This is a genomic window from Cryobacterium sp. TMT4-10, from assembly GCF_004403275.1.
GTDB lineage: Bacteria > Actinomycetota > Actinomycetes > Actinomycetales > Microbacteriaceae > Cryobacterium > Cryobacterium shii.
The window spans coordinates 124,282-148,730 of the sequence record NZ_SOGU01000012.1 but is presented as its reverse complement, the minus strand read 5'-3'; the positions used below and the strand labels follow the sequence as shown (position 1 = coordinate 148,730).

The window sequence follows — 24,449 nt, the reverse complement described above, 5'->3', positions numbered from 1 at the left end:
GAAGCGATAATCGAACTCTGCGTTCTATTATCGAACGCGCGCTTTACCCGCAACAGCCAGCACGCAACGACAGTGACGTCCGTTTCGCCCGCAGATCCGCCCACAAAGAAGTGAGGAAGCCGTGCAGTTCCACCACCACGGATACGTGTCCACAGACCCGCGCATTCAGGACGCCGCGGGGGTCGGCATCGATCGCCCCGACGAGCTCCCCGAGAACGTCGACGTTCTCATCGTCGGAACGGGTCCCGCCGGCATGATCACCGCCGCCCAGCTCTCCCACTTCCCCGGCATCACGACTCGCATCGTGGAGCGTCGCGGCGAGCGCCTGGCGATCGGCCAGGCCGACGGCATCCAGGCCCGCAGCGTCGAGACCTTCCAGGCGTTCGGTTTCGCGGAGCGCATCATCGCGGAGGCGTACCGCATCACCGAGATGGCCTTCTGGACGCCGGACCCCACGGATGCGTCCCGCATCGTCCGCTCCGCCCGCGCGGTCGACGACCCGGCCGGCATCAGCGAGTTTCCGCACCTCATCGTCAACCAGGCCCGCGTGCTGGACTACTTCGCAGAGGTGATGGCCAATTCGCCGACGCGGATGGAGCCGGATTACGGCTTCGACTTCCGCAGCCTGGTGAACACCGACGAGGGCGACTACCCCGTGACGGTGACGCTGGTGCACACCGACGGTGAACGGGCGGGCCAGGAGCGCATCGTCCATGCCAGGTACGTTGTCGGCGCGGACGGCGCCCGCAGCGCCGTGCGCGATTCCATCGGCTGCACGCTCGCCGGCGACCAGGCGTTCCACGCCTGGGGAGTGATGGACGTTCTCGCGGTCACCGACTTCCCGGACATCCGGATGAAGTGCGCGATCCAGTCCGGGACCGGCGGCAACATCCTGCTCATCCCTCGTGAGGGCGGCTATCTGTTCCGCATGTACGTCGACCTGGGCGAGGTGTCCGCCGACGACAACGGAGCGGTGCGCAAGACGACGATCGACGAGATCATCGCGAAGGCCAACGCCATCATCCACCCCTACACGCTGGACGTGAAGAACGTCGCCTGGCACAGCGTCTACGAGGTCGCCCACCGTCTCACCGACCGATTCGACGACGTGCTGCCGGCCGAGGTCGGCACCCGCACACCGCGGGTCTTCATCACCGGCGACGCCTGCCACACGCACAGTGCGAAGGCCGGTCAGGGCATGAACGTGTCGATGCAGGACGGCTTCAACCTGGCCTGGAAGCTCGCCTATGTACTCGAAGGCCGCAGCCCAGAATCCCTGCTCGGCACGTACTCGGCCGAGCGTCAGGTCATCGCCAGGAACCTGATCGACTTCGACAAGCAGTGGTCGACCCTGATGGCGACCAGGCCGGAGGACCTCGAGGTGCCGCTGGAGGACTTCTACACTCGGACGGCGGAGTTCCCGTCCGGGTTCATGACGGAATACCCGCCGTCGATGCTGATCGGTGCGGCGGCCGACCAGCCGCTGGCCGCAGGGTTCCCGCTCGGCAAGCGCTTCAAGTCCGCCTCGGTGGTGCGCGTCGGAGACGCCAACCCCGTGCAGCTCGGACACCACCACCGAGCGGATGGCCGCTGGCGTCTGTACGCGTTCGCGGATGCCGCGGCATCCGGTGAGGCCTCGGCGCTCTCGGACTGGGCCGAATGGTTGCAGACGTCGCCGGAGTCCCCGCTGATCCTGCACACTCCCGGCGGGACCGACATCGACAGTGTCTTCGACGTCAAAGTGATCTACCAGCAGGACCACACCGGCGTGGACATCGGCAGCGTTCCGGCCGCGTTCCTGCCGAAGATCGGCCCGTTCGAGCTGATCGACTACGAGAAGGTGTACTCCACCGACCCGGAGCACGACATCTTCGAACTTCGCGGGATCGACCGCGGCGGCGCCGTCGTGGTGGTTCGACCGGACCAGTACGTGGCGAACGTGCTGCCCCTGGCCGAGACCGAGGAACTGGCGGCGTTCTTCCGGCAGGTGCTGCTCGTTCGGTAGACGCCCCCGCGGGGCGCCCCCTTTGGGGCGCCCCCGCGGCTACTCGGCGGTCGGCCGCTGGCGTTGACGTTTGGTTGCCGACCGCTGCTGCTTCGCGGCGAGGTGCCGACGGCCCGAACCCCGGGTGGGTTTCGTCGGCCGGCGGGGCGCCGCGGCGGGAGCCAGGCATCCGGCCACGAGGTCGGCGAGCTTGGCCCGGGCGATTTCTCGATTGCGCAACTGGGAGCGCCGCTCCGACGCTGTCACGGTGATCACCCCGTCGACGAGACGTTTGGCGAGGCGGGAGAGCAGCAGCATCCGCTGTTCATCGGAGAGCGCCGCCGACTCGGCGACGTTCCAGAAAAGCTCGACCCGGCTGTCGGACGTGTTGACGTGCTGACCGCCCGGACCGGAGGACCGCGAGAACCGCCAGCCGAGTTCGCGCTCGGGAACGGTCAACGCGGGCGTTACCTCCAGGTCCATGCACCCAGCGTCGCACGATCTGCGGCATTCGGCCTGAGGGGAGGCCGCATGGTAGCCTTTCCCCCTATTTGAGGAGTGCTGTGAACACGGCTTTGACTAACCCCGCGCCCATCGGCGCTTCTCGTTTCAGCACGCCGATGATGAGAGTTTCCGTCCTCGCCGCGGCGCTCCTCCTCTCGGTTCTGGGCCTGACGTTCGCCCCCTCCGGCGGACCCGCGTCGGCTGCGGAGACGATCGCCCAGTGCAACAATGTGGACAACACCCCCGGTCTGGGCCTGAACTGCGACGTGACCGTGGTCAACAACCTCAATGTCGCCACCGGAGTGGCCAATTCCACCGTCACCGTCAAGGAATGCCACGGCCCCGCGAACACGGAGCCGACCTGCACGACCTCGACGAAGAGCTATGACGCGCTCACCACATCGGTCAGCCAGTGCAACTATGCCGCGAACGGCGGCGGCGCCAGCGTCATCTGCAACGTAGACGTCACCAACAACATCACCGGGGCGGCGTCCACGGGCGTCACCGGCGCAACCGTCAACCAGTGCAACGGATCCGGGGCGGAAGGCACCGCGCCGACCCTGAACTGCGACCCGTTCCCCGCCAACGTATCCGGCGCGACGATCACCCAGTGCAACGGATCAGTGAACGGCGGCGGCGCTTCCGATCGCGTCACCTGCACGGTGACCCCCTCGACCATGAGCGCGCAGCTGCCGGTCTCGATCAACCAGTGCAACAACACGGCCAACGGCGGCGGATCCGTCGTCACCTGCGCCGCCTCGCTGAAGAACATCAGCCTTGCCTCCTCGACGACGCCCACACCGAAGGCGTCGCCGGTCGCCAAGAACAAACTGCACGACTCCAAGACCGACGGCTTCACGCACGTCTCAGCCGGCGGTAACGACTCCCCCGTCTTCCTCGGGGCCGGAGCGCTGCTGCTGGCCGGGCTGCTGACCGCAGCCTTCGCCGCACGCCGGATTGGTGCCCGTCGCTAAACCGGCGCTGCTCGGCGGAGTAGCGGCGCTTCTCTTAGTGATGTCGGTCGGGTGGATCCTTCTCCACCCGACCGGCCCGGAGACAGCCCCGACGGCCCTGCCGACACCCTCGATTCACCGCGTCACACCGGCGACACCGGCCGCGCCCCTGCCCGTTGCCCCGGACGTTCCCTCGGCTACACCTGCGCCTGATGTCGTGATCAACGCATCCGTGCCGCTGCGTCTCACGCTCCCCTCGATCGGGATCGACGGAGCCGTCTCCAAATACACGCAGTCGATGATCGACAGCCGTGGCGGCTTCGATCCGACCGAACTCACCACCATCGCCTGGGACACGACCATTGCCGGCGGTCTGGCCGGCACGGACTCGACCAATACGGTCTACCTGTACGGACACTCCTGGGTTGACACCGCGGTCTTCAACGACCTGAAGGATCTGCGTCCCGGAGCCGTCGCGAGCATCGACACGGCAAACGGGAGGCTATGCTACGTCGAGCAGAAGTCCCTCAAGCTGGACAAAGCGCAGTACAAGAACAACGACGAACTCACCGACGCCATCCCCAACCGTCTGGTTCTCGTCAGCTGCTACCGCCCCGTGGGCTACGACCCGAACTCCGCCACCGTGCAGAACATCGTCGCGGTGCTGCAACTGGACCAGGACAAGACAAACGTCGGTTGCTGATCACTCGGCCCGCGCGGCCTCGGCAGGCAACGGAAGTGTTCGCACGCTCTCGAACCGGCGCAGCTCCCCGTCGATGGGATCGGTGAACGTCACCTCACTCGCCAGGAGCTGCAGCGGCCGGGTGAAATCGTCGATCGCGACATCCTGAACGACGGGGTACACCGGGTCATCGATGATCGGGATCCCCAGGCCCAGCATGTGCATCCGCAGCTGATGGGTGCGGCCGGTGCGCGGCGTCAGCCGATAGACGCCGATGTCCTGCACGCCGTACTGCACACCGCCCTGCAGGACGGTCTCCAGCTCGATCAGCGACTCGGCGTTGGCCGGATCGTCGGTCACCTCGGCCTGCCAGTGGCCTCGCCTGGTGGCGAGGTGGTTGCGGACGGTGACGGGGAGATCAAGTTCCGGCCGCAGGGGGGCCAGCGCACGATACGTCTTGCCGACCTCGCCGCGTTGGAACATCGTTTGATACGCCCCGCGCCACCGTCGCTCGGTCGCAAGGACCAGAAGGCCCGACGTCACCCGGTCCAGGCGATGCAACGGCGAGAGCTCGGGCAGCCCCAACTCGGCGCGCAGGCGCACCACCACACTCTGCAGGACGTGCCGACCACGCGGAATCGTCGACAGAAAGGCCGGCTTGTCGATCACGACGAGTCGGGCGTCCCGATGGACTACGTGGATGATACCGGGCACGAAGGCCTCATCGGCGAGGTCGCGATGAAACCAGACGAAGGTATGGGGCTGGTAGGGGTCGCTCCCGACGACCGGCTCGCCCGACTGATAGGCGAAGCGCTCCCCGGCCAGAAAAGCGGCGACATCGACGAACTCGGCGAGACGCTCGAGCAACCAGGCGCCCATGGTCGGCCACGGATGCGGCCGGGCGCGGTCCCGATCGGGCGTGCTCACCCAGGCGGCATCGAGCCCGTGGCGTTGCGGCAACGGTGAGGGCGGGGGCATTCACTGATCGTACGTCGCCCGGTATCCGTCTCACCAACTCGGTGGCGGCCGCGGCGAGCCGAAGCGAATCGCCGCCAACCCCTACAGGTAGTATGGATATCACACCCCAACCACTACATATGGTTCCTTCGCCCGGCTCAACCCCCCGCCCGATTGTCGTGGGTGCTGACCCCAAGGAGATGGCACAGAGTGTTGAAAATGGAAAACCCCGGCGCAGGAACCGTCCCGACGGGGAACACTCCGAGCACGCTCATGGTGGCCAAACGGGATGGACGCCGGCTCGCCTTCGATGACGCCCGCATCTACGCGGCACTCGCCAAGAGCTTCACGGAGGTCAACGGTGAGCTGACCCCGCTCACGCACCGCACCATCCGTGATCTGGTCGCTCGCGTCAATCGCGAGATAGCCTCCCGCTTCGCGGTGGACATAAAAATCTACGAGGTGCAGAACATCGTGGAACATGCCCTGCTGGACAGCAAGGAATACGACGCAGCCGAGGCATACATTAATTACCGCATCCAGCGGGACTTCGCACGCAGCAAAGCCACCGACATCAACCACTCGATCGTCAAACTGATCAGCAAAGACCAATCGGTCGTCAACGAGAACGCCAACAAGGACAGCGACGTCTTCAACACCCAGCGCGACCTGACCGCCGGAGCCGTGGGCAAGGCCATCGGCCTGAAAATGCTGCCCCCGCACGTCGCGAACGCCCACCAGAAGGGCGACCTGCACTACCACGACCTCGACTACCACCCCTATGCGCCGATGACGAACTGCTGCCTCATCGACTTCAAGACCATGCTGAGTCAGGGCTTCCGGATCGGCAACGCCGACGTCGATCCGCCCCGGTCGGTTCAGACGGCCACGGCCCAAATCTCCCAGATCATCGCTAACGTCTCATCGACCCAGTACGGCGGATGCTCCGGCAACCGCATCGACGAGGTGCTCGCCCCCTACGCCGAGAAGAACCTCGAGAAGCACCTGGCCGACGCCCGGAAGTGGATAACGGACGAGTCGCAGCACCAGCCGTACGCCGAGGAGAAGACCCTCAAGGACATCTACGACGCGATGCAGAGCCTCGAGTACGAGATCAACACCCTGTTCACCTCGAACGGGCAGACACCGTTCACTTCCCTCGGCTTCGGCCTCGGCACCAGCTGGTTCGAGCGCGAGATCCAGAAGGCGATCCTGCAGATCCGGATCGAGGGGCTGGGCAGCGAAAAGCGCACGGCGATCTTCCCGAAGCTGATCTTCACCGTCAAGCGGGGCCTCAACCTCGAACCGGCCGACCCGAACTACGACATCAAGCAGCTGGCGCTGGAGTGTTCCACCAAGCGCATGTACCCGGACATCCTCAACTACGACAAGATCGTCGAACTCACCGGCAGCTTCAAGGTGCCGATGGGCTGCCGCTCGTTCCTGCAGGGCTGGACCGACGAGGACGGCAACGACGTCTCCGAAGGCCGGATGAACCTCGGAGTCGTGACGCTCAATCTGCCCCGGATCGCCCTTGAGGCCGCCGGCGACAAGGGAAAGTTCTGGAGCATTCTCGCCGAGCGGGTGAGCACGGCGCGCGACGCTCTGCTCTTTCGAATCGAGCGGTGCAAGGAAGCGACCCCGCAGAACGCCCCGATTCTTTACGTCTACGGCGCCTTCGGCCAGCACCTGTCGGCCGGCCAGCCGGTCGACACCCTCTTCAAGAACAAGCGGGCCACGGTGTCCCTCGGCTACATCGGCCTCTACGAGGTGGCCGCGTCCTTCTACGGCGGCGACTGGGAAACCAACACCGAAGCCCGTGACTTCACCATCGACATCCTGCGCACGCTGCACGAGCGCACCACTGCGTGGAGCAACGAGTACGGCTACCAGTTCAGTGTGTACTCGACGCCGAGCGAGAGTCTGACCGACCGGTTCTGCCGACTCGACACCGAGAAATTCGGCTCCGTGCCGAACATCACCGACAAGGACTACTACACCAACAGCTTCCACTACGACGTGCGCAAGAACCCGACGCCGTTCGAGAAGCTGGACTTCGAGAAGATCTACCCGACGTATTCCTCCGGCGGGTTCATCCACTACTGCGAGTACCCGATCCTGCAGCAGAACCCCAAGGCACTCGAGGCCGTGTGGGACTACTCCTACGATCGGGTCGGCTACCTGGGCACCAACACCCCGATCGACCACTGTTACGCCTGTGGTTTCTCGGGCGACTTCGACGCCACCGAGCGCGGATTCGAATGCCCCGAGTGCGGAAACGCCGACCCGATGACCTGCGACGTCGTCAAGCGCACCTGCGGCTACCTCGGCAACCCGCAGGCCCGCCCGATGGTGCACGGCCGGCACACGGAGATCACCTCCCGGGTCAAGCACATGGCCGGCGCCACCGGCATCCGTGGGGCGGATGCCGCCGCATCCGTGGCCGCGGATGCGTAACCCCCAGCCCGGCGAGTGGCTGTCGGAGAAGCTGAGCCAGCAGCACGTCGGCGACTACAAACCCTTCGTCTTCGTCGACGGCGAGGGGGTGCGGTGCAGCCTGTACCTGTCCGGGTGCCTGTTCGCCTGTGAGGGCTGCTTCAACGAGGCCACCTGGAGTTTTCGCTACGGACAGCCGTACACCGGTGAACTCGAGGACCAGATCCTGGCAGACCTCGGCCAGGAGTATGTGCAGGGCCTCACCCTGCTCGGCGGCGAGCCGTTCCTCAACACCGGGGTGTGCCTGTCGCTCCTCGACCGGGTTCGCCGGGAACTCGGCTCGTCGAAGGACGTGTGGTGCTGGACCGGCTACACGTTCGAAGAGCTGCTGCTGGAAAGTGCGGACAAGCTCGCCCTGCTCGGCGCGATCGACGTTCTGGTCGACGGCCGGTTCGAACTGGGCAAGCGCGACCCGGGCCTGCAGTTCCGGGGCAGCAGCAACCAGCGGATCATCGACGTCAAGGCTTCCCTCGCCAGTGGCCAGGTGACGCTGTGGGGCGAACTAAAGGATGCGACCAGCAGCTATGAACAGATCGAGAAACGCAACCTGATCTAGAAGTTCTGGAAGTCAGAACAGTGGCCAGGGCACCGCGGGCATGTCGCCCCGCGGTGCCGGGAACCGGCCCTCAGTGCGGAGCCGATCGCAGCGCGCGGCCAGGGCGGCGATCTCGACGTCGCTGAGCAGCTCGGCGAGGGTGTCGCCGAGCTCGCCGGTCAGCCGGGACGTGACCCGGTCGATGCCGGCGAGTTCGTCGGCGCTGAGCTCTTCGCCCAGCCAGCCCCAGAGCACGGTGCGCAGCTTGTGGTCGGCGTGGAACGTGAGTCCGTGGTCGACGCCGTGCCGGTGCCCGCCCGGCATGGCGAGGATGTGGTCTCCCTTGCGATCGGCGTTGTTCACGACGATGTCGAACACGGCCATCCGTCGCAGCGCGGCCGAGTCTTCATGGATCAGCGTCACCGCCCGATTGTGCTCGTCCCGGCCGTCGAAGACCCGGCGCCAGCCCGGGGCCGGGGCGGCTTCCCACGGGACCAGATCGACGGCATCCTGTTCGGGATCCGGCTCCTGCCACAGCTGCACCATCCCGGGGCCCATCGGGCCGCCCCGCAGCCAGGTGCGGGGCACGACGTTCCAGTCGAAGGCCTGCGAGACCCGGTAGGCCGCGACCTCCCGGCCGGCCAGGTTGCCGTCCGGGAAATCCCACAGGGGATGCTCCCCGGCGATCGGCTTGTAGACCACTACCACGCCGCCGATGCTGCCGAGAAAGGTCGCGTTCGAGGCCGTCGTGATGCGGCCGGTGAGTTCGAGCTCGCCGTCGGCGAAGTCGGCAGCCATCGTCAGGGGCCGTCGGGGAAGGTGCAGACGTGCCCGTCCGGGTCGATGGGGCTGCCGCAGAGCGGGCAGAGGGGACGACCGGCCCCGACCACCTCGTGCGTGCGCTTCGCGAATGCCCGGGCGGTGCCGACAGGCATCCGTACCAACAGCAATCCCTGCGGCTCCTTGGGGCCGGTCAGGATTTCGGCGAAGCTCTCGATCTCACCCGGGGCCTGGTGCGCCTCGATCACGATCTGCACGGTGGAGGGGTCCCAGACCAGGCTCATCGCGCCGGTTGTGAATTCTTCCGTGAGGGGCTGCTCCAGCGGCTCGTTGTCGACGAGCTCGATCGGAGTGTCGGTCGGGATGCCGAACGGATTGCCCTCGCGGGCCCGCAACTCGTCGAGCATCTCATCGACGGCATCCGCGAGCACAGCCGCGTGTTGCTTGTCCAGGCCGATGCTGATCAGGTGAGCCCCGGTGCGCGCCTGCAGGTAGAACCTGCGTGACCCGGGGAGGCCGACGGTGCCGACGACGACCCGATCCGGCCAGGCGAACTCATGGACGATAGTTGGCATGTGGGTATTTTAGGGGCCGGATGTGTGCGGCGCCTGACCGGCTCCGCCACCGACCTGCGCGTCGGCCGAGGGGGTGGCTGCGCCGAGCCAGGAGAGGTCGCCGGCGTCGGTGTTGATGGCGTGCACACTCGGGCGATTGACGCCGTATCGAACGATCGACACGGATGCCGGACCGACGTTGATGCGCTGGAACAGGTCAAGATGCATGCCGAGGGCGTCGGCCAGAACGGACTTGATGATGTCGCCGTGGCTCACCGCCACCCACACCGCACCCGGGCCGTGCTGAGCCTCGAACGCCGCGTCGTGACGGCGGATCGTGGCGACCGACCTGGCCTGCATGGCGGCCAGCGACTCGCCGCCGGGGAACACGGCGGCGGACGGCTGGGTCTGCACCACCGACCACAGCGCCTCCTTGGCGAGATCGCCGAGGGCCCGGCCCTGCCATTCTCCGTAGTCGCACTCGGTGATGCCCTCCTCCTCCACCAGGGTGCCCGGCGAGCGAGGCGAGCCCTCCGAGCCCGGCGTTGCCGACGTGATGGGCCCCACCAGCGAGCCGGCCTGGTGGTCGAGGATCAGTTGCGAGGTCTGCCGGCAGCGCTCGAGGGGGCTGGAGACCACGCCGACCAGGTTCACCGCCGCCAGGCGCTGGCCCGTGAGGGCTGCCTGTTCCTGCCCGATCTGGTCGAGCCTGACGCCGGGGGCGCGTCCGGCTAACATTCCGTCGGCATTCGCGGTGGTGCGTCCGTGCCGCACGAGGATGACTGTGGCCATGGGTACAGCCTAGGCATTGGTTCAGGGCAGACTCCCTCTCAGCCACTGGGCCAGTCCGACGCCCGGGGCCCGGCCTCCACCCGTCTGCGACAGCTCCTGTCCCAAGCGCGTCGAACCAATTCGACGGAACCAATTCGACGGAGATTTTGCGGAAAAACGCCCGTTCAGGCCTGTTGCAGCCCGTTTTGGGCAAAATCTCCGTCGAATTGGTTAGGGCACGGATCGCCCTGCACCGCTCGTCTTTCGATCGCGCCGGACCCTCTAGCATTGCCTGATGGACGCGCAGATGAACCCAGAAGTTGCAGCGAAGCCGCGCGCCAAGCGCGTCACGCACTGGTGGCCGCTGGTGAGCGGGCTGATGGCCCTCGGACTGGCCTTCATCCTCGGCGCTCTCATCGTGGTGCGCGACCAGGGCCTGCCCCTCTCCATCGACACCGAGTGGATGAAAGAGCTGATCGAGAATCGGGCGCCCATCTGGCAAACCCTCGCCCTGGCGATGGACACCCTGGGCGGCGGACTGGTCGCGATCATCATCCTGCCCGTTGTGATCGCCGTCGCCCTGCTGCTGGCGAAACGCCCCTGGGCCGCCGGTTACTTTCTCGCCGCAACGGTGGTGACCGGTGGAGTCGTGCAGCTGCTCAAGAATCTCTTCGGTCGGGCCCGCCCGGAGAACCTGATGACGAACCTCGATTTCGGATCGTTCCCCTCCGGGCACGTCGCCAACGCCGCGACCATGGCCGTGGTTCTGGGCATCCTCTTTCCGCGGGTCTGGGTCTGGGTGGCCGGTTCGGTATACACGATCGTCATGATGATGAGCCGCACCTACCTGGGTGCGCACTGGCTCACCGACACCATCGGTGCGCTGCTGCTCGGAATCGGCGTCGCCGTCGTCATCTGGGCGCCACTGGCCGCGAAACTCGACGGTGAGCACGAGCTCGCCAGAAGCCGGCCACCCGGACGGTTCTCCTGGTCGGTCCTTCACGACAAGCTCATGGTCGAACCACGGATGCTCGAAGCCGCCTCCCGCCGCCGGCTCTACCTGACCTCGATCGTACTGGCCGGCCTCGGTGCCGTGTTCTTCACGGTCATCCTCCTGTCCGTGCTGAACAAAAACGGCTTGACCGTCATCGACGAACCAGTGCAGGCGTGGCTGGCCACGTGGCGCTCGCCCGCTCTGACGTCGGTCATGATCGGTCTGGCCATTCTCTTCGGGCCCATCGCGCTACCGATCACCCTGCTCGTCCTGACGCTCGCCTGGGGTGTCATCGGCAAGCACGCGCGGCGACCCGTGATCCTGGCTGCGGCCATGCTGGTCGGCGTCGTGCTGGGCCAGATCATCGGGCATTCGGTCAACCGCCACCGTCCGCCGACGGAACTCATGCTCTTCGGCCCCGATCCCTCGTTCTCCTTCCCGTCCGGGCACGTCCTCGGCGCGACAGACTTCGTGCTGCTCACGGCCTACCTCGTCTTCTCACGTCGCGCGAGCATCCGTGGAACGGTCGCCGGGTTCGGCTTCGCCGTGGTCTGCATCGTTGCCGCGGCCGTCAGCCGCGTCTATCTGGGTTACCACTGGGCCACGGATGCGCTGGCATCCGTTTCGCTGTCCCTGATCATTGTCGGCGGCGTGATCGCCTTCGACACCTGGCGCACCGCGCGCGTTCCCGAGGAGACGCGAGGTCTCGAGGGCACGAAAGAGGAGACTAAAGAGGAGACGAAAGAGGAGACGAGGGGCGTCTAGTAGAGCCGGGCGCGCCACGCCCGACCGAAACAGTACGCCCCGTAGGCGATGAGCCCGATGGCGATCGCCGTCAGGATGATCTCGCCGGACGGCAGCGCGGCCAGGCTTTTCAGCGCCCCGTCGAGGCCGGTCGACTTGCTCGGGTCCAGCGTGAGCGCGGCGACACCGATCAGAACCGCCATCACACCCAGCGCGATGCCCTTGGCGATGTAGCCCACCATCCCCAGAGCGATGATGGCCGATCCGGCGGGGCCGCTCGGCACCGAGATGTCCGCGGTGAATTTCTTGAGCGCACCCTTGCGCACGAAGTAGCCGCCGATGGCGAGCACGACCAGAGCCACAGCCAGCAGCACGAACACACCGCCCGGGGCCGACATGAGACGGGCACTGGTGTCACGGGTGCTGCCGGCCGAATTCGTCGTTCCTCCGAGCGCGAACGTGGCAGCCGTCCCCGCGAGAACGAGGTAAACCGTCGCCTTACTCGTTTCGACCACTCGGTGCGACCATTTGCGCTTGGGATCGGCTCCCTGAATCAGGAACGCGCCCAGGAGCAGCCACAACCCGAGGGCGAACAGGCCGACCACGACGGCCCACAGCACAAAGACCCCGCCCGGGCTCGCCGCCAGCTGCCCGAACGCACCGGACTGATCGGCGGTGCCACCTCCGCCGACCGCAATGGCGATGGCGAGCCCGGCGATGAGAAGGTGCAACAAACCGTTCACGGCGAAGCCCAGCCGGGCCAGGATCTGCAGACTGTCGCTGCGCTTGGCCGTACGGGCGACTTTGGCCGCTGAATCACTGATCATGGGCTCAGCTTAGGACAGACCTCCGTCACTCCCCCGGAGCAGGTCGTGGGCGCTTGATTCTATGACGTCGTTGCCGCGCCGTGACCACGCAGGCGCCCCTTGGCACCACGTTCAACCAGCACAGGAACATACTCTCTGACCGGCCGCCCATCCAGGGCTTTGTGCTCTTCGAGGACCGCTCGCTCGATGCTCGACCGTGGAATGTGAGGGAATCTCTCGGCCAGTCGATCGACCACCTTCGCGATGGCCCTCAGTTCCTCATCAGTGCTCACGAGGCCATAGTCCTGCCGAACGGCCCGATCGTCAATCCGCTGCGCCGCGGGTGGCCGGCCCGATTGTTCCAGCCGCGGTTACGAAAGATCCTTCGGGGCGACAGGCCGGGAAATGAGGTAGCCCTGCACCGTGTCACAACCCAGATCCCGCAGGAGCCGGCGTTGGCTTTCCCGTTCGACACCTTCCGCAGTGACCTTGAGGCCGAGGGCGTGGGCGGTGTCGATGATCCCGCCCACGAGCAGGGCGTCGGAGGGCGCCGAATCGATGTTGTCGATAAAGGTCTTGTCGATCTTGACCGTGGTCAGGGGCAGGCTGCGCAGCAGGGACAGGGAGGAGAAGCCGGTGCCATAGTCGTCCAGGGCAATGCTGATCCCCGCATCCCGGAGCTGTTGGAGTTGACCGACCGCCCGCGGCAGGTCGGTGATCGCCGCGCCCTCTGTGATTTCGACCTGGATGAGGTACGCGGGAACGCCGTGCCTGTGGAGTGCCTCGACCAGTTCAGGGACGATGGTTCGGGCCGCGAGTTGGAGCGGAGACACGTTGACGGCGATACGGCGCGGGGTTCCCGAATCCAGCCAGCGCCTGGCCTGGGCGCACACCTCGTTGATGACCCTTTCTCCGATCCGGTGGATGTCGCCGGACAGTTCCATGATCGGAATGAATTCCGCGGGCGACACCGCGCCCAGAACCGGGTCGGTCCAGCGCAGCAGCGCCTCCACCGCCGAGCAGTCGCCACTGGCCAGATCCATCTGCGGCTGGTAGCGCAAACTGAACGCGCGGGTCTCGAACGCCTCCGGCAGTCGCCTTCGGATGAGGGCATTCCGCACGATCGGCGCGGCCTCACCGTGCCCGTCAAGACGGGCAACCTGGCGTTTGCCGGACTGCTTGGCCTTGAGCATGGCCCCGTCCGCGTGGCGGAGCAGCGCGTCAAGCTGGGTCAGCTCTCGTTCCGCTGCGACATCGCCGGCCATCGCGACGCCGACGGACGCGGTCACGTGCAGAAGATGGCCGTCGCAGACGAACGGGACCGACGCGCCGAGCACGACCAGATCCGCGATGGCGAGGAGCTCTCCTTCATCCACGTCGATCAACAACACCGCGAATTCGTCGCCGCCCTGGCGGGCCAGGACATCGGTGGGGCGGACAATGTGGCGCAGCCGTTCAGCGAAACCGATCAGGATCTCATCCCCGGCCTGGTGACCGAATGTGTCGTTGATGGCCTTGAAACCGTCGAGGTCGATATAGAGAACCGCAACGCGGGCCATATCCCCGGTACCCCCGATCGCCGCGGCACCACTCTCTTCCAAGTGCCGACGGTTGGGCAGACCGGTCAGGGAATCGTGCAGCGACGCGTAGCGAAAATCCGCGGATAGCCGTTCGAAAATCTGTGACACCGACACGACTCGTGGACCGTCGTCGGTCAGGACGAGCACGTCCCGGTACCGGTTGCCCTCGGGCAGCTCCAGGATGCGCTGGGCCGCGTTCGCCAGGATCATCCGACCGGGAAGCGCGAAGGAATTCTCAGACACCATCTGGATGGCCGTCGAGCGGGCATGCAGGCCGCGACCGTACCCCAGCCGTCCGGTCAGGGTGAACTCCACCTGTTCACGTGTCAACAGGAAGTATGCTCCGCCTTCCTGCACAACGAGCGAACGAAGCTGCTGGTCCGCTCGAAATACCCGGTCGATCTCCGTCATCGGCGTTGTGGCGGACACCTGTTCGACGCTGGTGGCCAGGTCCGCCAAACACACGACCCGGTCGACCCGGCCCGCAGGGTCGAGAACGGCGTCAAGAATGGTGCTCATCCTTCATCAGTATCCGATCGCGACCTCCGGCCCAACTCAACCCGCCGAAGTTTGCCGGCTGTTCAGCCGCCTGTCATCTCTCGTCACAGCCGACAGCAGAACCGGAAGTCTGAACGTCTCCGGGACCCCAGGCCGCGCCGCCACAAGGAGTTCGGCAAACCGTCTGTGCAATAATCTGCGTATGGATGCAGATTCTCACGTGTGTGGCCGCACACCCGACAGCCAGTTCGTCGAGCTGGCCGTTGAAGTGTTCGGCATGCTGGCCGATGCGAGCAGGGTGCGGATCATTCTTGCCCTGCGAGACGGGGAGCTATCCGTGAATCAGCTGGCGGAGGCAGTCGACAAGTCACCGGCGGCCGTCTCCCAACACCTGGCCAAGCTGCGTCTGGCTCGCATGGTGACCACGCGCCATGAAGGGACCCGGGTGTTCTACCGCCTGGAAAACGAGCATGCGAGTCAACTCGTGTCGGATGCGATCTTTCAGGCGGAGCACTCCCTCGGCGGCACTCCGCGCCATCACCACACCCGGAATGAGGCCAGCGCATGAGCGCCCCACACGTGCACTCCCCCGCAGACGGTCTTCCCGGCCACGCCCACACGCACGATCACGAGCACGAGCACGAGCACGATCATGGACGCGATCACGATCACGATCATGGCGACGGCCATTCCCACGCGCACCCGACCGGGGTCAAGGGGTTCTTCTATGGCCTGTTCGTGCCGCACAGCCACGATGCCGCCGACTCGATCGATGACGCGTTGGAGGCCAGCACCCAGGGCATCCGTGCGGTCAAAATCAGCCTGCTGATCCTCCTCGCAACCACCATCCTGCAGTTCGCGGTCGTACTCGTCAGCGGCTCGGTGGCCCTGCTCGCCGATACCATCCACAATTTCTCCGACGCCCTGACCGCGATTCCCCTGTGGATCGCGTTCATCCTCGGCCGGCGCATCGCGACCCGCCGGTACACCTACGGTTATGGGCGGGCCGAGGACCTCGCCGGGCTCTTCATCGTCGGTGTCGTCGCCCTGTCTGCCGTCGTGGCGGCCTGGCAGTCGATTGACCGGTTCTTCAACCCTCAGCCGCTGCACAACCTGGGCTGGGTGATCGCCGCCGGCCTGATCGGTTTCGCCGGCAACGAGCTGGTGGCGATCTATCGAATCCGGGTCGGCCAGAAAATCGGATCGGCGGCCCTCGTCGCTGACGGCGTTCACGCACGGATGGACGGCTTCACTTCGCTTGCAGTGGTCGCCGGCGCGGTCGGCGTCATGCTGGGATTCCCGTTGGCCGACCCGCTCGTCGGTCTCCTGATCTCCGCGGCGATCATCGTTTTGCTGTGGGGAACGGTGCGGAGCATCGGTCGGCGCCTCATGGACGGGATCGAACCGGAGCTCGTGGACCGGGCGCGGTCGGCGCTGGCCCACAGCCCGGGGGTCCTGGACGTTTCCACCGTCCGGTTGAGATGGGTCGGGCACCGACTTCGCGGTGAGGCACGAATCGTCGTCGCCGACACTTCACTGTCCGTGGCAGAACTGGTGGCCGCCGACGCCGAGCGTCAGGTTCAGCGGGCATTGCCGAATCTCGATCACTTTACGATCCAAACCGTCGCCCCGGAGCCGCCGACGTTGGGACGGTAGGCCATCCGGTCGATTTCCGCTCACTGACGTCCTCGGGAGCGCCTGGCAGCACCCGTGGGCTACGGGATCTTCGCGAGGACCGCGTTGACGACCGCAGCGCCCTCGGCGGCGGCGGCCGCGGCGTCCAGGGTCGGGGCGCTGTCGCCGGACACGTCCTGCGTGTAGATCACGTCGATGCCACCCTTGCTGCCCCCGACCCAAACCTTGTCGGCCCGAGGCTCGGTGTCGCTCAGTTGCGAGACGGAGAAGGACTGCGGGGAATCGACGACGTTGGGCAATTGGGCGACCACTGTGCCTGAGCCCGCCCTCCTGCCGGCATACACGCGGATTTCCTGGACCGAGTCGCAGGATGCGTAGGCCGCGAGCCTCTGCTGGAACTCCGTCTTCGCGGTCGCTCCCTGCGACGCCTGAACAACGCTGATATTCCGATAGTGACGAGACATCGCGTGCTCCATGCCCGCGCGGCCCGGGCGGGACCCGGCCACTGTGCCTGGATCGTAGCGCAGCGTGGCATCCGTGGCGGGCGAAGATTCCTAGGGCAGAGGGCCGCGCCGCGCCAGCATCCCTGCGAAGAGGGCGTGCAGCAGCGGGAGCAAGGAAACGGCCATCAGCACCGTTCCGAACACGACATCGTCGGCACGGAGCAGGACGCCGCCGATCAGCAGGGCGGCGAAGAGGACAGCCGAGATGATCTGCCGTCCGGTTCGCTCGAGACTGCCCAGGCGACGCTCGATCCGAGGGGTCTGCACCGAGACGGTGCCCTCCTCGAACCGCGTCGCGAGGGTGTCGAGCCGCTGGGGCAACCGAGCAATGGTGCCCGCAACCGACATCGCCTGCTTCGCGACCCCCTGCACCAGGTTTCCGCCCTCGGCCCGGATCAGCTGGGCTGAATACGGCTCGACCGAGTTCCAGATATTGAAGGCGGGGTCGAGCGAACTGCACATTCCCGAGGTCAGCGACATCGCCCGCACGATGAGGAGAAAGTTCTCCGGAAGCTGAAACGGCAGCGAGCGCACCACATCACCGAACTCGAGGGCGAAGGCGCGAAACTCGCGCGGGTCGACGTCCTGCAGCTCGGCGAAACCCATCCCGCCGAACCGGGCGAACAGCTTCGTCATCGCCCGTTCGAGTTCGGCGGTGTCGGCGGAGGGCAGGAGTACACCCACCCCACGGATGCCGTCCACCATCCCCTTGCCGTCGCGTGACGCGGCGGCGATCAGCAGCTTGCGCAGACCCTGACGCAGGGCATCGGGCACATCCCCCATCATCCCGAAGTCGATGAAGGTGAACTTCCACGCCCGGCGGCCGTCCGCTGCCCCCGCTCCCCCGACACCTGCGCCGACCAGCGGCGTGACGAAGATGTTGCCGGGGTGCGGGTCGGCGTGGAAGTAGCCGTGCACGAAGAGCTGGTCAAACATGACGGCCGCGAAGTCGGTGGCGACTTCGGACGGGTCGATGCCGGCCGCCCTCAACCCGTCGACATCGTTGATTTTGATGGCGGTCACATCCTGCAGGGTCAGCACGCGCCGGGTGGTGCGCTCCCACACCAGGTCGGGAACGCTGACCCGGGCATCCTCCGCGAAGTCCTGAGCAAACCGCTCGGCGCTCGCGGCCTCGTGCAGATAGTCGATCTCCTCGAGGCTCGTGAACGCGAACTCCTCGACCAGGGCCGGCATGTCGACGCGGTCGGAGACGAGACGGATGTGGCTGAGCCAGCGGGCGACCCGGCGGAGAGCACTGAGGTCGACATCGACGATCGTGCCGATGCCGGGCCGCTGAATCTTGACGACGACGTCGAGCAGGCCTGTGTCGGCCGCATCCAATTGCGACAGCCGGGCGCGGTGCACCTGGCCGAGAGATGCCGCGGCCAGCGGGGTCGGATCGATGAAGGAGAACGCCCGCTCGAGCGTCACACCCAGCTCGGCTTCGGCGAGGGCCCGGATCGCCGGGAACGGCACCGGCGGAACCTCGTCCTGCAGGCCCTCCAGCTCTTTGGTGATCTCCGGCGGGAGCACGTCGAGGCGGGACGACATGAACTGGCCGACCTTGATCATGAGGCCGCCCAGGTCGACGGCGAGCACGTGGAAGCGCTGCGCAATGCGCTGAAGGCGGGCCGACCTGTTGCGGGCGGCTACCCGCGCGAGTCCGACCCGTGGGAGGAACAATTCGTACCACCAGGTCTGCACCAGATAGCGGGCGGCGAAAATCAGGATCCGGCGGGTGCGGGCGCGCATGTTCCCGACGTCGGTCATCTAATCTCCTTGATGCCGACGTGCTGTGGGCACTCGGTCAGTCCTGGGCGAGGATCAGGTAGAGCTTACGACGCGCTTCTTCCAGAACGGCGACGGCCTGCTTCACGTGCTCCGGGTTGCCGGAGCGCCCGACCTGGGCGGCGGCCTGAGCGAGGTCGATGCCGGCCTTGGGCAGTGCGCCCGCCCGACCGCTATCCCGAGCACCCTGGGTTTCCCAGGGCGCCGGCTGATCGGCCGCGGCATCCGCTACCCCTCGCCCCTCGTCCGTGAGCGAGTACGTCTTGCGACCGTTGGACTCCTCCGCGCCGATGAGCCCCTCGTCGGCCAGCAGCTGAAGCGTGGGATACACCGAGCCGGGGCTCGGCTTCCAGGCCCCGTTGCTGCGTTCATCGATCTCGTGGATGATCTGGTAGCCGTGCATCGGCTGCTCGGCGAGCAGCGCCAGCACCGCCGCACGCACGTCGCCGCGCCCCATCCTGGGCCCGACCTTGCGGTCGAACTGTCCGCGAAGTTGCTCCATCGCTTCCCACACGCCGGTCGGCCAGCCCTCGCCGCTGCCGCCGCGGCGCCCCTTGAACCCGTCGCCCATAAATGAACCGCTCATGATGTCCTCCTCAGCGCCGACGCCATCCGGCTCGACGATACCTAACGATATATCGCCCAGACAGATGACGAAACAATGTTCCCATATTCATTCGATCGTCTGGGAAGCTCCTGTGCCCTCATTCACCCGACACACTGGGGGGGGTCATTTTTTGACCAGCCTGCCGCAGGCCGCATCCGCGTCATAGGCTGAATCACACATGCGATGGACGGGAGACTGAGTTGGCCCAGACGACGACAGCCGGGACGACGGTGGCCGAGGTACTGGCCGAGCTGGCAGCGTTGGAGGACCCGCGGTCTCGCGAGGTGAGCGCCAGGCACGGCGACGACCACGGGGTGAACCGCAGCAAGCTGCGCGCGCTAGCCAAACGGCTGAGGACCCAACAGGAGCTTGCCTGCCAACTGTGGGAGACCTCGGACACGGCAGCCCGACTGTTGGCGATCCTGATTTGCCGTCCGGTGGCGTTCGAGCGGGATGAGTTGACCGTAATGTCGCGGCAGTCGAGCACTCCCAAGGTGCAGGACTGGCTCGTGAACTATGTGGTGAAGAAGAACCCGCACGCCGAGGAACTGCGCGTGACCTGATTCGCCGATCCGGACCCGACGGTCGCGAGTGCCGGCTGGGCCCTGACCACCGATCGGGTGGCGAAGAAGCCCGAGGGCCTCGACCTTGCGGGGCTGCTCGACCACATCGAGACGGAGATGAAGGATGCCCCGGGTCGCCTGCAGTGGGCGATGAACCATTGCCTGGCCCAGATAGGAATCGAGCATGCCGGGTATCGAGCTCGTGCCATCGATATCGGCCAGCGCCTGGAGGTGCTGAAGGACTACCCGACTCCCCCGAACTGCACTTCTCCGTTCGCACCCATCTGGATCACCGAGATGGTGAGCCGACAGCGCGATCAACGGCAGGGCTGAGGAGCAAACGGAACGAAACTAGGATGGTCCGATGCAGTTCTCTCTGTGGTTGGCCCTTGTCGGCGCGGGCACCCTGATCAGTTTCACGCCGGGCGCGGGGGCGATAAACACCATGAGCAACGCCCTGAACGCCGGCTTCCGCCGCTCGATCTGGGGAATCCTCGGCCAGCAGGCCGCGCTGCTCATCCACATCGTGATCGTGGCACTCGGTGTCGGCCTGCTCGTGGCCAGTTCCCCGGTCGCCTTCAACGTCATTCGCTACGCCGGGGCCGCCTACCTCGTCTACCTCGGCATCCGTCAGTTCCTGGCCAAACCGGAACTCGATGCCGGGCGTGCCAGTGCCCTCCGCGACGAGCCCCGCTGGTCGATGTTCCAGCGCGGACTGTGGGTGAACATTCTGAACCCCAAGGCGATTGTGTTCTTCCTGGCGTTCCTGCCCCAGTTCATCCGGGTCGACCGGCCGATGCCGACCCAGTATCTGATCGTCGCCGCCACCGTCGTCGCGATCGACGTTCTGGTGATGTGGTTCTTCTTCGCCGGCACAGCGCGTTCGTTCCAGCGATTCACCCGCGACGCTCACGGTCAGCGCGTGCTGAACCGCACCTTCGGCGTGCTCTTCGTGGGCGTCGGAGTGCTGCTCGCGGTCATCCGCTGAGGGCCTGGGACTCATCACCGACCGAAGGAACGAGGTCGGTGATGACGCCCGGCGAGTAGGTTTAGGAGCATGGAAAGCGGATTCGTCACGTTGTCGCCGCTTCAGGCGCTTGGCATCCCCGTTGCGCTCGTCGGCTCCGTGTTCCTGGCGTTCGGTGCAGAGTTCCAGCACCGCGGCGTGAACAAAGTCGACGCTGCCAGCCACTACAGTGCGAAGACCGGCCTCGGCATCGGGCAGCTGCTGGCCCTGGCCCGCCGCCCCTCCTGGTTGCTCGGAACCCTGATGCTGGGCATCGCGATTGTCCTGCAGCTCATCAGTCTGTTTCTTGCCCCGCTGACTGTCGTGCAGCCGCTGGGCGCCCTGGCACTCGTCATCACCGCCGTCCTCAACGCCCGGTTGACCCGGACCCGACTCACCCGGAGGGCGATCCGAGCGATCTTGTTGTGCGTCGGCGGGATCGCGGTGTTCGTCGGGGTGGCCGCCGTGACGACAACATCCGTGCCCATCCAGACAGAGCAGCTGGTCATCGTGCTGATCATCCTGGCCTTCGTGCTCGCGATCCTTGCCGTTGGCTTCGTCTTCCTCCGGAAGCGGTCGCCGACGGTGTTCTACATCCTCGCCGGCGGCGTTCTCTTCGGTTTCGTCGCGACCCTGGCCAAGGTCGTCATCGCCCGCGTCCAAACCATCGTCTTGCACGGGTTCCAACTCGAGCCGGGAGACGGACTCACGATCGTCGCCCTCGTCGGGATCATTGTCACGGCGTTGGCCGGCACGTACCTCGTGCAGACCGCCTACTCGAGCGGACCGCCGGAGCTGGTCGTCGCCGGCCTGACCGTGATCGACCCGATGGTCGGAGTCACCATCGGCATCGTCGTTCTCGGTGAAGCCACCGCCGCCCCCTGGTGGGCCGGCGTCGTCTTCGTTCTCGCGGGAGCGGTTGCTGTCTTCGGGGTGTTCCAGCTGTCCCGCCGGAGCTCAGCTCCCGGAGGGGCCGTCTGAGGGTGCTTCTGCCGCGACCCGGGCTGCGAACTCCTCCATGCCCGTGGCGATGCTTTCCTGCCGCAGGTCGTCATCTTCGGGGTCCTCGGGTGCTTCGTACGACCAGGACATGTACACGTTGGGGTCGATCATGAGGAACGCGGACAGCGAGCTGCGCGGGATCGCTTCATAGTCGCGCACCTGATCGTCCGAGTCGTCCATGCCCATCCACGCGATGCCCGTGTTCTCTGGCAGGACAACCCAGCCTTGACCTCGGAACACGTCGGCGAGGTCCGGCGGGACGCTGGCATGCACCTGAGCGAAACCACGGGTGGTGAGGGCCGGCGCGAGAGTGTTGAGAAGCTCCCGGCACACCTCCGCGGATCCACCGGTGATCAGCAGCTCGACGACGGCGGTGCCGTGGTCGAGCACTATCGCATCGTCAATGTCCTCGTCGGTGGAGTCTTCGTCGAGCTGGTCTTCGTCAACATAGCTGTCGGGTTCGGTGACGATGGCGCCGAGAAGCCGGCCGTCATCGGTTTCGGCGACCAGGGCGAATGCCTCGGACACACCCTGAAGCTCGACAGTGTCGTCGAAGTAGATCTCGGGTGCGTCATCGATGTCGGCCTGCGGGTGCTCAACGAGCAACGCGACAAACGCTGCCCGATGCTGCTTCCCCAGACGTCGGACTCGGAAGCTCGGTTGCTCGCTCATGCTTGAGCCTTTCGACGATGTTCTGCGTGCTGTCACGCTCCGGTTCCGGAACACTCGAGCCTACTCGGTCGGGTCGGTGAAGAAACCCTCCTCGACCATCCAGGCGTAGGCCACATCGGCGGGTTCCGCGCCGTCGACGTCGATCTGTCGGTTCAGGCCGCGCAGCACCTCGTCGGTGAGCCGGGGTGAAATCTCGGCGAAGATCTCCTCCAGGCCGGGGTTGGCCTCGATCGTCTCAGTGAAGAAGACCGGCGCCACGTTGTATGCAGGGAAAAACGCGAGGTCGTCGGTCAGAACGACGAGGTCGAGTGCGTCGAGGCGGCCGTCCGTCGTGAAGACCTCGCCGAAGTTGCAGGCTCCGTCGTCGTCGTCGGTCGCGCTGTAGATCGCACCGGTGTCATAGATGCCGATGTTGCCGTCGGGCACGCCGTCGGCGGCCCCGCGTTCCAGTCCGTAGCGCTTGAGAATGGGATTCATTCCGTCCGGCCGGGAGTTGAATTCGGACTCGACGCAGAACGTGCGGTCTTCGACCGGCAACGCCGCCAGTTGGGACATGGTCGTGATACCGCCCAGCTCGGCGACCGCCTCACTGCGCACAGCCAGGGCGAAAGTGTTGTTCATGGGTGCCGGCGTGCCCCAGGTGAGGCCGTTCTCGATGTCCCGGTCGTGCACGGCCTGCCACATTTCGCCCTGATCGGCGATCGCCTCGGCCTGACCGAGGTAGGTCAGCCACGCGGTCCCGGTGTATTCCCAGAGCACGTCGGCCTGACCGGAGAGGATTAGTTCGCGGGTCGGCTGGCTGCCGGGCAGATTGCTCAGGTCGGTGACGTCGAATCCCGCCGCGGTCCCGGCGAGCACCGCAATCTTGCCGAGCAGCAGCTGCTCCGTGAAGCTCTTGGACGTGACCGTGAGTTCGACGCCCTCGGCACCGTCGAGCGGGGTGATCGATCCGGGACCAACCGCGGGCACGTACGAGGTCGACGGTTTCAGGCCGCAGCCGGTCAGGGCGACGGCGGACAGGGCGAGCACACCGGCTGCCAGACCCCAGCGGCCGAGGGGCATGCGGCGGGCGCGAGGAGAGGAACGGTACATCTAGAGTCCCCTTCGGGCGGGCAACGTGTTCGACAACGCGGCCGACCCAGTCGATGAGCAGGGCGAGGAGAGCCACGAGCAGGGCTCCGGTGACGAGCACGGGGGTGAGGCTGAGATTGACGCCCGTGATGATGAGGATGCCGAGCCCACCGCCGTTGACGAACGTGGCCAGGGCTGCGGTGCCCACCAACAGAACGAGGGCGGTGCGCACTCCCGACAGCATGACCGGAACGGCGAGCGGGAGTTCCACGCGAAACAGCACGGCTGCGGAGCTCATGCCCATGCCACGTCCGGCCTCGACCAGGCGGGCATCGACCTGCTGCAGCCCGACCATGGTGTTGCGCAGCACGGGGAGCACCGCGTAGAGCACGAGGCTCAACGTCGCGGCCCAGAAGCCGAAACCGACCCAGAACGCGAGCAGCACGACGACTCCGATCGCGGGGGCGGCCTGCCCGACGTTGGCGATCGCGAGCACCGGAGCGGTCAGAAACCGCAGGGGCCTGCGGGTCAGGGCGATCCCCAGAGGAATCGCGATGACCAACACGATCACCGCGGCGAGCAGGGTGAGCTGGATGTGCCCCACGGTGTAGACCCAGAGCGCGGCCGGGGCGAGGGTGGTGAGCTCGATCGGCGAGAGGTTGGCCGTCAGCAGCCAGATCAGGAGCGTGAGGAACGCGAGCAGGATGCCGGCCAGCTGGTAGACCAGTCCCCGCCAGGAATGCCACACGGCGCGGGCACGGCTG

General features: G+C 66.2%; 24 protein-coding genes and 2 pseudogenes. 11 read left to right on the top strand and 15 right to left on the bottom strand.

From position 1 onward, the window contains the following. Positions 1 to 121 precede the first annotated feature (121 nt). Positions 122 to 2,005: an FAD-binding monooxygenase gene (locus tag E3T42_RS01315; RefSeq protein WP_134368028.1), complete on the top strand. Its 1,884-nt coding sequence runs from the start codon at positions 122 to 124 to the stop codon at positions 2,003 to 2,005. A 39-nt stretch (positions 2,006 to 2,044) separates the two neighbouring features. Here E3T42_RS01315 and arfB read toward each other — a convergent pair whose 3' ends face one another. Next, complete coding sequence (gene arfB, locus E3T42_RS01310) at positions 2,045 to 2,467, bottom strand: alternative ribosome rescue aminoacyl-tRNA hydrolase ArfB (RefSeq protein WP_134368029.1); 423 nt, start codon at positions 2,465 to 2,467, stop codon at positions 2,045 to 2,047. Positions 2,468 to 2,607: 140 nt separating this feature from the next. Between arfB and E3T42_RS01305 the strand changes: the two genes are divergently transcribed. Continuing rightward, entirely contained in the window at positions 2,608 to 3,462 is an 855-nt protein-coding gene (locus tag E3T42_RS01305; RefSeq protein ID WP_134368030.1) for a hypothetical protein, read from the top strand. A gap of 196 nt (positions 3,463 to 3,658) precedes the next feature. Continuing rightward, positions 3,659 to 4,144 carry a class F sortase gene (locus tag E3T42_RS01300; RefSeq protein WP_166789036.1) on the top strand — a complete coding sequence of 162 codons (486 nt, stop codon included), beginning with the start codon at positions 3,659 to 3,661 and terminating at the stop codon, positions 4,142 to 4,144. Here E3T42_RS01300 and E3T42_RS01295 read toward each other — a convergent pair whose 3' ends face one another. Beyond that, a complete protein-coding gene (locus E3T42_RS01295) occupies positions 4,145 to 5,101 on the bottom strand; it encodes a pseudouridine synthase (protein ID WP_134402327.1) in 957 nt (318 codons plus the stop codon). A 198-nt stretch (positions 5,102 to 5,299) separates the two neighbouring features. Between E3T42_RS01295 and nrdD the strand changes: the two genes are divergently transcribed. Together nrdD and nrdG are read left to right on the top strand one after the other, a co-directional pair. Further along, a complete protein-coding gene (gene nrdD / locus E3T42_RS01290; RefSeq protein ID WP_134368033.1) occupies positions 5,300 to 7,537 on the top strand; it encodes an anaerobic ribonucleoside-triphosphate reductase in 2,238 nt (745 codons plus the stop codon). After that, complete coding sequence (gene nrdG, locus E3T42_RS01285; RefSeq protein ID WP_134368034.1) at positions 7,530 to 8,132, top strand: anaerobic ribonucleoside-triphosphate reductase activating protein; 603 nt, start codon at positions 7,530 to 7,532, stop codon at positions 8,130 to 8,132. Before nrdD ends, nrdG begins: the two co-directional genes overlap by 8 nt. 12 nt (positions 8,133 to 8,144) lie before the next feature. Here nrdG and E3T42_RS01280 read toward each other — a convergent pair whose 3' ends face one another. The 3 genes from E3T42_RS01280 to E3T42_RS01270 are packed head-to-tail and all read right to left on the bottom strand — an operon-like array spanning position 8,145 to position 10,237. Next, positions 8,145 to 8,909: an SCO1664 family protein gene (locus tag E3T42_RS01280; protein WP_134368035.1), complete on the bottom strand. Its 765-nt coding sequence runs from the start codon at positions 8,907 to 8,909 to the stop codon at positions 8,145 to 8,147. 2 nt (positions 8,910 to 8,911) lie between these two features. Then, on the bottom strand, positions 8,912 to 9,466 hold the full coding sequence (locus tag E3T42_RS01275) for a DUF3090 family protein (RefSeq protein WP_134402326.1): 555 nt from the start codon (positions 9,464 to 9,466) through the stop codon (positions 8,912 to 8,914). A gap of 9 nt (positions 9,467 to 9,475) precedes the next feature. Then, complete coding sequence (locus tag E3T42_RS01270) at positions 9,476 to 10,237, bottom strand: histidine phosphatase family protein (RefSeq protein ID WP_134368037.1); 762 nt, start codon at positions 10,235 to 10,237, stop codon at positions 9,476 to 9,478. Positions 10,238 to 10,511: 274 nt separating this feature from the next. Between E3T42_RS01270 and E3T42_RS17130 the strand changes: the two genes are divergently transcribed. Beyond that, complete coding sequence (locus tag E3T42_RS17130) at positions 10,512 to 11,975, top strand: phosphatase PAP2 family protein (protein ID WP_241975749.1); 1,464 nt, start codon at positions 10,512 to 10,514, stop codon at positions 11,973 to 11,975. Here E3T42_RS17130 and E3T42_RS01255 read toward each other — a convergent pair. The 3 genes from E3T42_RS01255 to E3T42_RS01245 all read right to left on the bottom strand — a co-directional run bounded on the left by E3T42_RS01255 (position 11,972) and on the right by E3T42_RS01245 (position 14,859). Next, positions 11,972 to 12,781: a DUF1206 domain-containing protein gene (locus E3T42_RS01255; RefSeq protein ID WP_134368038.1), complete on the bottom strand. Its 810-nt coding sequence runs from the start codon at positions 12,779 to 12,781 to the stop codon at positions 11,972 to 11,974. The genes E3T42_RS17130 and E3T42_RS01255 overlap by 4 nt on opposite strands. A gap of 59 nt (positions 12,782 to 12,840) precedes the next feature. Next, positions 12,841 to 13,053 carry a three-helix bundle dimerization domain-containing protein gene (locus E3T42_RS17125; protein ID WP_134368039.1) on the bottom strand — a complete coding sequence of 71 codons (213 nt, stop codon included), beginning with the start codon at positions 13,051 to 13,053 and terminating at the stop codon, positions 12,841 to 12,843. Between the two features lie 78 nt (positions 13,054 to 13,131). Next, complete coding sequence (locus E3T42_RS01245) at positions 13,132 to 14,859, bottom strand: bifunctional diguanylate cyclase/phosphodiesterase (protein WP_134368040.1); 1,728 nt, start codon at positions 14,857 to 14,859, stop codon at positions 13,132 to 13,134. 181 nt (positions 14,860 to 15,040) lie between these two features. On the opposite strand from E3T42_RS01245, the gene E3T42_RS01240 reads away from it, so the two are divergent. Beyond that, on the top strand, positions 15,041 to 15,406 hold the full coding sequence (locus E3T42_RS01240) for a metalloregulator ArsR/SmtB family transcription factor (RefSeq protein ID WP_166787164.1): 366 nt from the start codon (positions 15,041 to 15,043) through the stop codon (positions 15,404 to 15,406). Here E3T42_RS01240 and E3T42_RS17120 read toward each other — a convergent pair. After that, the gene (locus tag E3T42_RS17120) at positions 15,376 to 15,540 is read right to left on the bottom strand and encodes a hypothetical protein (protein ID WP_241975748.1); all 165 of its coding nucleotides are present in this window, start codon (positions 15,538 to 15,540) and stop codon (positions 15,376 to 15,378) included. The genes E3T42_RS01240 and E3T42_RS17120 overlap by 31 nt on opposite strands. 36 nt (positions 15,541 to 15,576) lie before the next feature. On the opposite strand from E3T42_RS17120, the gene E3T42_RS01235 reads away from it, so the two are divergent. Then, positions 15,577 to 16,494 (top strand): cation diffusion facilitator family transporter, encoded by a 918-nt coding sequence (locus tag E3T42_RS01235; protein ID WP_241975747.1) that lies wholly within the window; start codon positions 15,577 to 15,579, stop codon positions 16,492 to 16,494. 59 nt (positions 16,495 to 16,553) lie between these two features. On the opposite strand, the gene E3T42_RS01230 is transcribed toward E3T42_RS01235, so the two are convergent. The 3 genes from E3T42_RS01230 to E3T42_RS01220 all read right to left on the bottom strand — a co-directional run bounded on the left by E3T42_RS01230 (position 16,554) and on the right by E3T42_RS01220 (position 19,350). Continuing rightward, positions 16,554 to 16,937 carry a hypothetical protein gene (locus tag E3T42_RS01230; RefSeq protein WP_134368042.1) on the bottom strand — a complete coding sequence of 128 codons (384 nt, stop codon included), beginning with the start codon at positions 16,935 to 16,937 and terminating at the stop codon, positions 16,554 to 16,556. Positions 16,938 to 17,027: 90 nt separating this feature from the next. Then, positions 17,028 to 18,746, bottom strand: coding sequence for an AarF/ABC1/UbiB kinase family protein (locus E3T42_RS01225; RefSeq protein WP_134368043.1), 1,719 nt, complete (start codon positions 18,744 to 18,746; stop codon positions 17,028 to 17,030). A gap of 37 nt (positions 18,747 to 18,783) precedes the next feature. Beyond that, entirely contained in the window at positions 18,784 to 19,350 is a 567-nt protein-coding gene (locus tag E3T42_RS01220) for a PadR family transcriptional regulator (RefSeq protein ID WP_134368044.1), read from the bottom strand. A gap of 221 nt (positions 19,351 to 19,571) precedes the next feature. Here E3T42_RS01220 and E3T42_RS01215 point away from each other — a divergent pair. The 3 genes and pseudogenes from E3T42_RS01215 (at position 19,572) to E3T42_RS01205 (ending at position 21,921) form a co-directional block, all read left to right on the top strand. Beyond that, positions 19,572 to 20,267, top strand: a pseudogene (locus tag E3T42_RS01215) (DNA alkylation repair protein). A gap of 31 nt (positions 20,268 to 20,298) precedes the next feature. Continuing rightward, positions 20,299 to 20,922, top strand: coding sequence for a LysE family transporter (locus E3T42_RS01210; RefSeq protein WP_134368045.1), 624 nt, complete (start codon positions 20,299 to 20,301; stop codon positions 20,920 to 20,922). A 69-nt stretch (positions 20,923 to 20,991) separates the two neighbouring features. Further along, on the top strand, positions 20,992 to 21,921 hold the full coding sequence (locus tag E3T42_RS01205; RefSeq protein WP_134402324.1) for a DMT family transporter: 930 nt from the start codon (positions 20,992 to 20,994) through the stop codon (positions 21,919 to 21,921). On the opposite strand, the gene E3T42_RS01200 is transcribed toward E3T42_RS01205, so the two are convergent. The 3 genes and pseudogenes from E3T42_RS01200 to E3T42_RS01190 all read right to left on the bottom strand — a co-directional run. Then, positions 21,898 to 22,614, bottom strand: coding sequence for a hypothetical protein (locus E3T42_RS01200; protein ID WP_134368047.1), 717 nt, complete (start codon positions 22,612 to 22,614; stop codon positions 21,898 to 21,900). The genes E3T42_RS01205 and E3T42_RS01200 overlap by 24 nt on opposite strands. A 60-nt stretch (positions 22,615 to 22,674) precedes the next feature. Next, positions 22,675 to 23,706, bottom strand: a complete 1,032-nt coding sequence (locus E3T42_RS01195; RefSeq protein ID WP_241975746.1) for a glycine betaine ABC transporter substrate-binding protein — start codon at positions 23,704 to 23,706, stop codon at positions 22,675 to 22,677. A gap of 7 nt (positions 23,707 to 23,713) precedes the next feature. After that, positions 23,714 to 24,433 (bottom strand): annotated as a pseudogene (locus E3T42_RS01190) (ABC transporter permease); the annotation flags it as partial. Between the last annotated feature and the right edge of the window lie 16 nt (positions 24,434 to 24,449).